Origin of the sequence: Alkalicoccus luteus (assembly GCF_012034335.1) — a bacterium.
Lineage (GTDB): Bacteria > Bacillota > Bacilli > Bacillales > Salisediminibacteriaceae > Alkalicoccus > Alkalicoccus luteus_A.
In genome coordinates this window covers 1-5920 of sequence record NZ_JAATHJ010000052.1, presented here as the reverse complement: position 1 = coordinate 5920, position 5920 = coordinate 1, and the positions used below count along the sequence as shown (strand labels likewise).

General features: G+C 32.7%; 12 protein-coding genes. 10 read left to right on the top strand and 2 right to left on the bottom strand.

Annotated features, from left to right (window positions below):
* Positions 1-224: 224 nt before the first annotated feature.
* The 3 genes from HCN83_RS17675 to HCN83_RS17665 all read left to right on the top strand — a co-directional run bounded on the left by HCN83_RS17675 (position 225) and on the right by HCN83_RS17665 (position 907).
* Positions 225-446 carry a hypothetical protein gene (locus HCN83_RS17675; protein WP_168009719.1) on the top strand — a complete coding sequence of 74 codons (222 nt, stop codon included), beginning with the start codon at positions 225-227 and terminating at the stop codon, positions 444-446.
* A gap of 67 nt (positions 447-513) precedes the next feature.
* Positions 514-729, top strand: coding sequence for a hypothetical protein (locus HCN83_RS17670; protein ID WP_168009718.1), 216 nt, complete (start codon positions 514-516; stop codon positions 727-729).
* Positions 722-907: a hypothetical protein gene (locus tag HCN83_RS17665; protein ID WP_168009716.1), complete on the top strand. Its 186-nt coding sequence runs from the start codon at positions 722-724 to the stop codon at positions 905-907. Before HCN83_RS17670 ends, HCN83_RS17665 begins: the two co-directional genes overlap by 8 nt.
* Before the next feature lie 3 nt (positions 908-910).
* Here HCN83_RS17665 and HCN83_RS17660 read toward each other — a convergent pair whose 3' ends face one another.
* The gene (locus HCN83_RS17660) at positions 911-1423 is read right to left on the bottom strand and encodes a MerR family transcriptional regulator (RefSeq protein WP_168009714.1); all 513 of its coding nucleotides are present in this window, start codon (positions 1421-1423) and stop codon (positions 911-913) included.
* Between the two features lie 100 nt (positions 1424-1523).
* Entirely contained in the window at positions 1524-2168 is a 645-nt protein-coding gene (locus HCN83_RS17655) for a hypothetical protein (protein WP_168009712.1), read from the bottom strand.
* A 312-nt stretch (positions 2169-2480) separates the two neighbouring features.
* On the opposite strand from HCN83_RS17655, the gene HCN83_RS17650 reads away from it, so the two are divergent.
* The 7 genes from HCN83_RS17650 to HCN83_RS17620 all read left to right on the top strand — a co-directional run bounded on the left by HCN83_RS17650 (position 2481) and on the right by HCN83_RS17620 (position 5824).
* Positions 2481-2648, top strand: coding sequence for a hypothetical protein (locus tag HCN83_RS17650; RefSeq protein ID WP_168009710.1), 168 nt, complete (start codon positions 2481-2483; stop codon positions 2646-2648).
* Entirely contained in the window at positions 2605-2979 is a 375-nt protein-coding gene (locus HCN83_RS17645) for a hypothetical protein (RefSeq protein WP_168009708.1), read from the top strand. The genes HCN83_RS17650 and HCN83_RS17645 overlap by 44 nt, the downstream gene beginning before the upstream one ends.
* Before the next feature lie 272 nt (positions 2980-3251).
* Entirely contained in the window at positions 3252-3797 is a 546-nt protein-coding gene (locus HCN83_RS17640; RefSeq protein WP_168009706.1) for a site-specific integrase, read from the top strand.
* An 82-nt stretch (positions 3798-3879) separates the two neighbouring features.
* Positions 3880-4668 carry a hypothetical protein gene (locus tag HCN83_RS17635; protein WP_168009704.1) on the top strand — a complete coding sequence of 263 codons (789 nt, stop codon included), beginning with the start codon at positions 3880-3882 and terminating at the stop codon, positions 4666-4668.
* A gap of 12 nt (positions 4669-4680) precedes the next feature.
* Positions 4681-5088 (top strand): restriction endonuclease, encoded by a 408-nt coding sequence (locus tag HCN83_RS17630; RefSeq protein ID WP_168009702.1) that lies wholly within the window; start codon positions 4681-4683, stop codon positions 5086-5088.
* Between the two features lie 408 nt (positions 5089-5496).
* Positions 5497-5664: an AbrB/MazE/SpoVT family DNA-binding domain-containing protein gene (locus tag HCN83_RS17625; RefSeq protein WP_168009701.1), complete on the top strand. Its 168-nt coding sequence runs from the start codon at positions 5497-5499 to the stop codon at positions 5662-5664.
* A 13-nt stretch (positions 5665-5677) separates the two neighbouring features.
* Positions 5678-5824 (top strand): hypothetical protein, encoded by a 147-nt coding sequence (locus HCN83_RS17620; RefSeq protein WP_168009700.1) that lies wholly within the window; start codon positions 5678-5680, stop codon positions 5822-5824.
* The last annotated feature ends 96 nt before the right edge of the window (positions 5825-5920 follow it).

The following is a 5920-nucleotide window of genomic DNA, read 5'->3' as shown; positions in this document are numbered from 1 at the left end:
TAGTGAAAAACGGGAACGACCGATAAGGTGTGTTCCCGTTTTAGCTGTTTAAATACGGTCACGTTTTCCGTCTCCTGCCGGTCAAGGTGTTCCGTCAACCTCGGGACATTTTAAGGTGTCATTAACAACAACGTGAAAAGAGAGATCATGAACGTGCTAATGAAGCACTAAAAACAAATTGCTTTATGCAGCAAATCATTAAAACGAATAAAGGAGAATAACGAATGAGTACACGTTTTACAGGAAACTTAGTAAACGATACGCAAATAAAAGTAGATAGGCTTAAAACTGCCAGAGATAAGGCACAGAGAAGAGTAGAGACTAGAGCTGATTCAGCAGCTATGGATTATTTAATCAAACGTAAAGAAGCGTTAGATAGCAAAGTTACTGATGCAGAAACGGAACTAAGCAATTTAAAAGATCGTTTAGCATTGAAAATGGATTAAATAAGCCCTAAATAAAGCTCTGAATCCTTATACAGCAACGATTTAAAGGGAAGGGGTAGTATACCCTATGACTGCAAAGAACAAGTATATACGCAAACCTCAGAACGTAAGACAGGTATTAGCAGAACAAATTAATATTCTTAGGAATAAGAAAACACTCAACAAACAGGAAATAGAAAAGGCTAGAGCTATCGGCTATTTATGTAGCATAGCCTTAACATCAATTAGAGACGGGGAAATGGAAAGCAGAATAAAAGCATTAGAGGAACAAGAATATGAATAAAAGTAATCAGTTAGCACGCCTTAAACGATTAGAAGGGAAGTTTCCAGAGAGCAGACACTATATTATTGATCTGTTTAAAGACTATAACGGCTCATATAATGCGTTAGATAAAGAGCTTCAGAAAAAGAAGTATCAGGATGCTGTTATAGTCATTGATGATGTAGGAGAGGAAGAATAATAGTTATTGCCAAAACTTCCACCAAGGAGACTTTTCTTTTTCCTCTTCCTTTTCCCCCTCTTCTAATGCTTTAGAAGGTTCTTCTGTTCTTTCAAGCAGCTTTTTATCTATGTATTCTTGCTGCTCATCCAACCGTTTTAATAATTGCTTAGTAAATTCATCACGCTTCTTATTTTCTTCTTCCTGTACCTTTAAACGCTCTTTAATATCCCTTAACTCTTCAGCAAGTATTTCTTCCGTACTTTTATCAGGAACGATAATATAATCTTTCCCGCCGGTAGAGAAATAATGCTCTATTTGCTTAATAGAATAGTTTCTGTCTCTATGCAGCTCTTTGATCTGCTTCATGACTGCTAATGCTTCCTCATCAAATAAGTTATAGCCGTTATCATCCTTTTTTAAAGGAATATAAGGTTTTAGCTCTCTCATCCAATTTCTAATAACACTAGGGCTTTCCTGAAGGAGATTAGAAACATCTTTAACCTTTAATCCATTATTACTTACGTTCTCATTCATGTAACCACCTCTAATCTATACATATGCATAAACCTTATTATACATCAATAAAACGCTCTGTTATTAAAAAAACATTATTTAATATCATAATATTAACCTTTTAAGCATTGGCATTTGAATTAGTGTCATCTGAAAGATCTTTTATTTTATTATAATCCTTCAACTCTTCTTTTCTATTGCACTTCTTAAATACGTTTTTTTCATCTTTAGCGGTTTCATTTATTTTTAAAGCAAGCCCGTACTCTTTTTCTAGCATCTTTAACCGCTTCTTCATAGGTTGCATATATTCGATAGTGCTTTTATTTAGACTCTTTATATTATCTATGGGTAGCTTTGAACTATTTAATATATTCAATCTCTGATTGTATGAATCGTTTAATCTAATTAGTTCATTATTCATTATCCGTAAATGTAGCAAGAGCGTTTGATTATTAAATTTTTTAGGAGGTAATTTAGTAAAAATCATTTCCCATGTCCTAACTTTAAATTTAGGAGGGGGGAAAGTATGTATTTGACCACCTGTTTCCAATAATCCTATTTCGTTTGTTAGATTATTTTCCCATTGTTCCAATGTCTCAAAATTGAATGTAAACTCTTCTCTTACAAACCTCCAAACTAAATGAGTGATCTTATCATCATTTAGCTTATGATCTATTAACACCCCAGAACATGCTATAACCGCACCTGATACTAGACCAATTAAATATTCTATGTTGTTATTTAAGATTTCTATTAAAACGTTCATAACATGACCTCCCACTAAGTAAAGTTGTATTTCTTATTATTTCAAAAAAGCCGGTGTACATAAATTAAAATATACATTGTCAGTTGCAATTAATCATAAATTGGGTATACAAATATACACTGCAAAACTATTGAATGTTCTTCTTGATAATGTTACAGTTATATTATAATAGGAAAAAACTATTGATTTACCATGCAGCTTTCGTTAAAATGTCTCTACGAGACATTTTAACGAAAGCTGCATGGTACTATGGTACAACTCAGTATTTTTGATTGATAGTGTTAGTTAGCTTAATGAAAGGGGTTCATTAAAATGGCTAGAATTAAGACTATTGAAGAAGAGATCCAGAAAATTGATAAGAACATTTTCTTTGGCAATAACTCTCCTAAACCAACTGAAAATGGTAAAGTAATTTTAGATCCAAATAACCCAAGTGATGTTAGATGGTACAGCAGAGCTGAGGATTATGACGTCGTATAGTTTTGGTGACATTGTTACCATGTATATAGCTTATACAAGATCAGAGGGTGGAGATAGACGCCCTCTGGTTTGTTTTGAAGATACTGGAGAGATTATTAATGGTTTTGAAATAACTAAGCAAAAAGGTAATAAGAACTATGCTCAATATCGTTATGAATTAATAGACTGGAAAGAAGCAGGTTGCGTGGTTCCTTCATACGTGAATCTACATCCAGAAGACAGTAAGACATTAACTAAACCCGACGATATTAAGTACATAGGTACACTAACTGAAAGAGATCAGCATGGAATGAATAATAAACTACAAGAAATTCAAAAGAAATTCTCTTAAAATTGAGAAGCACAATTATGTGCTTCTTTTTTTATGTGTTTGTAAATTAAAAGTTTTGTACATTAGCACATTTATATAAATATCATAAAGACTAATAAAGTCTATTTTTTAGTAACAGAATATCTATTGAGTTACATAAAACTATAAAACCCTTTAAAACCGCCCTTTCAGACAAAAGAAAGGGTATTTTTTAAATTACATAGTATTTTTTAGTAACATAGTGTATCATGTTGTTAATAAAATCTTTCGTAAAAGAGAGGGGATATAGCCATATGGAGTATGTGCAGCCCATTAGAAGTACAGAGAAGATAAAAGAAGTGAAAGCTATTTTAAAGCGCAGATCAAAGAGGGATTACTTTTTATTTGTGTTAGGCATAAACACTGGATTAAGAGTTTCAGACCTATTGCAGTTAAAAGTAGAGGATGTAAAAGATAGAACACATATAAATATAAAAGAGAAGAAAACAGGCAAACAGAAGAAGTTTAAGCTAAATAAATCAGCGATAGAAGCAATTAAAGACTACACAGAGACTTTAGACGATGATAGATACTTATTTGCCGGATTTAAAAACAAAGAGAAGGCGATAAGTAGAGTTCAAGCTTATAGAATATTAAATGAGGTAGCAAAAGAAGCCGGTCTTAAAGAAATTGGTACGCATACTATGAGAAAAACGTTTGGATACCATTTCTATCAAAAAACAAAAGACGTTGCTCTTTTACAAACTATATTCAATCATTCAGCTCCATCTGTAACTTTAAAATATATAGGCGTTAATCAGGATATGATGGATGCAGCTATGGATGATTTTGCTTTATAAGGTATAGAACAAAAAAATATCCCCCTACGCCACATAGGAGGATAAAAAAAGATATAGCCCCTCGAAAGGAGAACTAACAGTTATGAGTAGTGTACCACAGACGAGGATTCATAAAACAGATAAAAGTAAGGGTAACTTTACGCAAGTATGCAATAAGATCGTTAATAACCCTGATCTATCAGCACAAGCAAAAGGAGTTATGCTTTATTTGCTTTCTAAGCCCTCTACATGGGAAGTTAACGCCTTAGACATACAAAAGCATATGAAAAACGGTAGAGACGCTATAAAAGCAATTCTAAAAGAATTAGAACAACAAGGATATATTTATAAAGAAAAGCAGGGTAAAAGTAAGAATGGAAAATTTGATAAGTCTGTTACATATGTGTACGAAGATAAGGATAATAAACCGTTGACTGGAAACCCGTTAACGGACAACCCGTCAACGGTTAAACCGTCAACGGAAAGTCAGTCACTTAGTAATAAAGAAGTTAATAACAAAGATTTAAAAATAAAGAATAATAATACCCCCTCTCTTTATGACTATAAATACATAGAGAGTAAAGAAATGCATGAATATATAGAAAAGCACTTCTCAAAGGACATACAAGACCTTCTAAGAAGTGTAGAACGGAACACTACTAGTAAACACTTTAATAAAACATTCTTAGAAGCATTTGAACAAGCACAAGCTAAAACACATAGCCTGCCTATTTCACATGCTGAAAGGAAGCAAATATTAAAAGATTGCTTATATTATATGGAAACTAACTCTGTAGATGATCTTGTAGGCTTAATAATATCTAAAATGCGTCATAAGCGAGATCAAAGGCTTATTTATCATTTAGGAAATCAAAAAAGAAATAGCAGCTAATAGGGGGCTAATATGGGGTTATTTAGCAAGAAAAAGAAAGATATACACTTTGAGATAGTTACAGGTAACGATTTTGAACATATTATAGCTTACTATTTTCAGCTAACAGGAGCTAAAAAGGTTGAAGTATCTCCCCCGTCTAATGATGGGGGAAAAGATGTTGTATTTTACGAAAAGAAGAAGAAATATATAGTTGAGTGCAAAAAATATACTAGTCAAAAGATTGGGCGTCCTAAAATACAGCAATTTCATTCTGCGATCATTAACGAAAATGCAGCAGGAGGAATATTCATAACTACCTCTTATTTCACATTAGCTGCCATTGAATACGCACAAAAACATAGTATTGAGATATGGGATAAAGATGTACTCTATACAAAATTGAAGAAGGCAAAAATGAATCCAAGATTCCACTTCTAAAAAATCTCCTGAGAGCTCCATATATCCATTTTTATGATTTCGTATGCTTTGACATTCAGGAAGAAATAACGATTAACAGAAAGGATTCTCGAAGCTCTCAGGGGCATGTATATTCTTCAATTCGTATCATCAAAATATATTAGCGAAAATAGAAGCAAAAACATTTTAATATTTAAACTTGACAAAATTTTCAGTACATGAGAAAGTGATGTTACGATAGCCCCGATTCGGGAATAGTTTGGTTGCAAACCTCACGCGGTTGCAGCTTTTTTCTTTTATATATTTTCTTTTTTTTAGCTCTTAAATAATTACTTAGTCTTATTAAAACAATAAATATATTTAGTGCTTAGAGAAGCTAGGATAATTATATCCTGCTTCTTTTTTTTATTTATTTAGGAGGTATAGAACATGAGTAATAAACACAATTATGTAAGTAAGTTAGACAAGAATAGAAGAATTGTTATACCAGAAAGCATATTAAATAAAGCAGAAATAAGCACAGGAGACTTAATTATAGTTAAAGCAAAAGATAATCACTTATTAATTGATTTAAGCAGAGCGATAAAAAACATTTAAAGGATGATGATTTATGAGTGAAAACAATAACCTTACACCAGAACAAGAAGTAGCACAGTGGAAAGATGCATTTTCAGGTAAGCAAAACCCTGCATATCAGCAAACAGTAGAAGAGCGCATTAAACAACGTGTTATTGCTAGTCCAAAACGTCCAGAATAAGATGGGATTGTTTGTCCAAGGATTGACGGATATACTGTCTATAAAGACCCTGCAGAAAGGAAAAGACGCCTTCCACAATGCCGGCCATTACCAGTG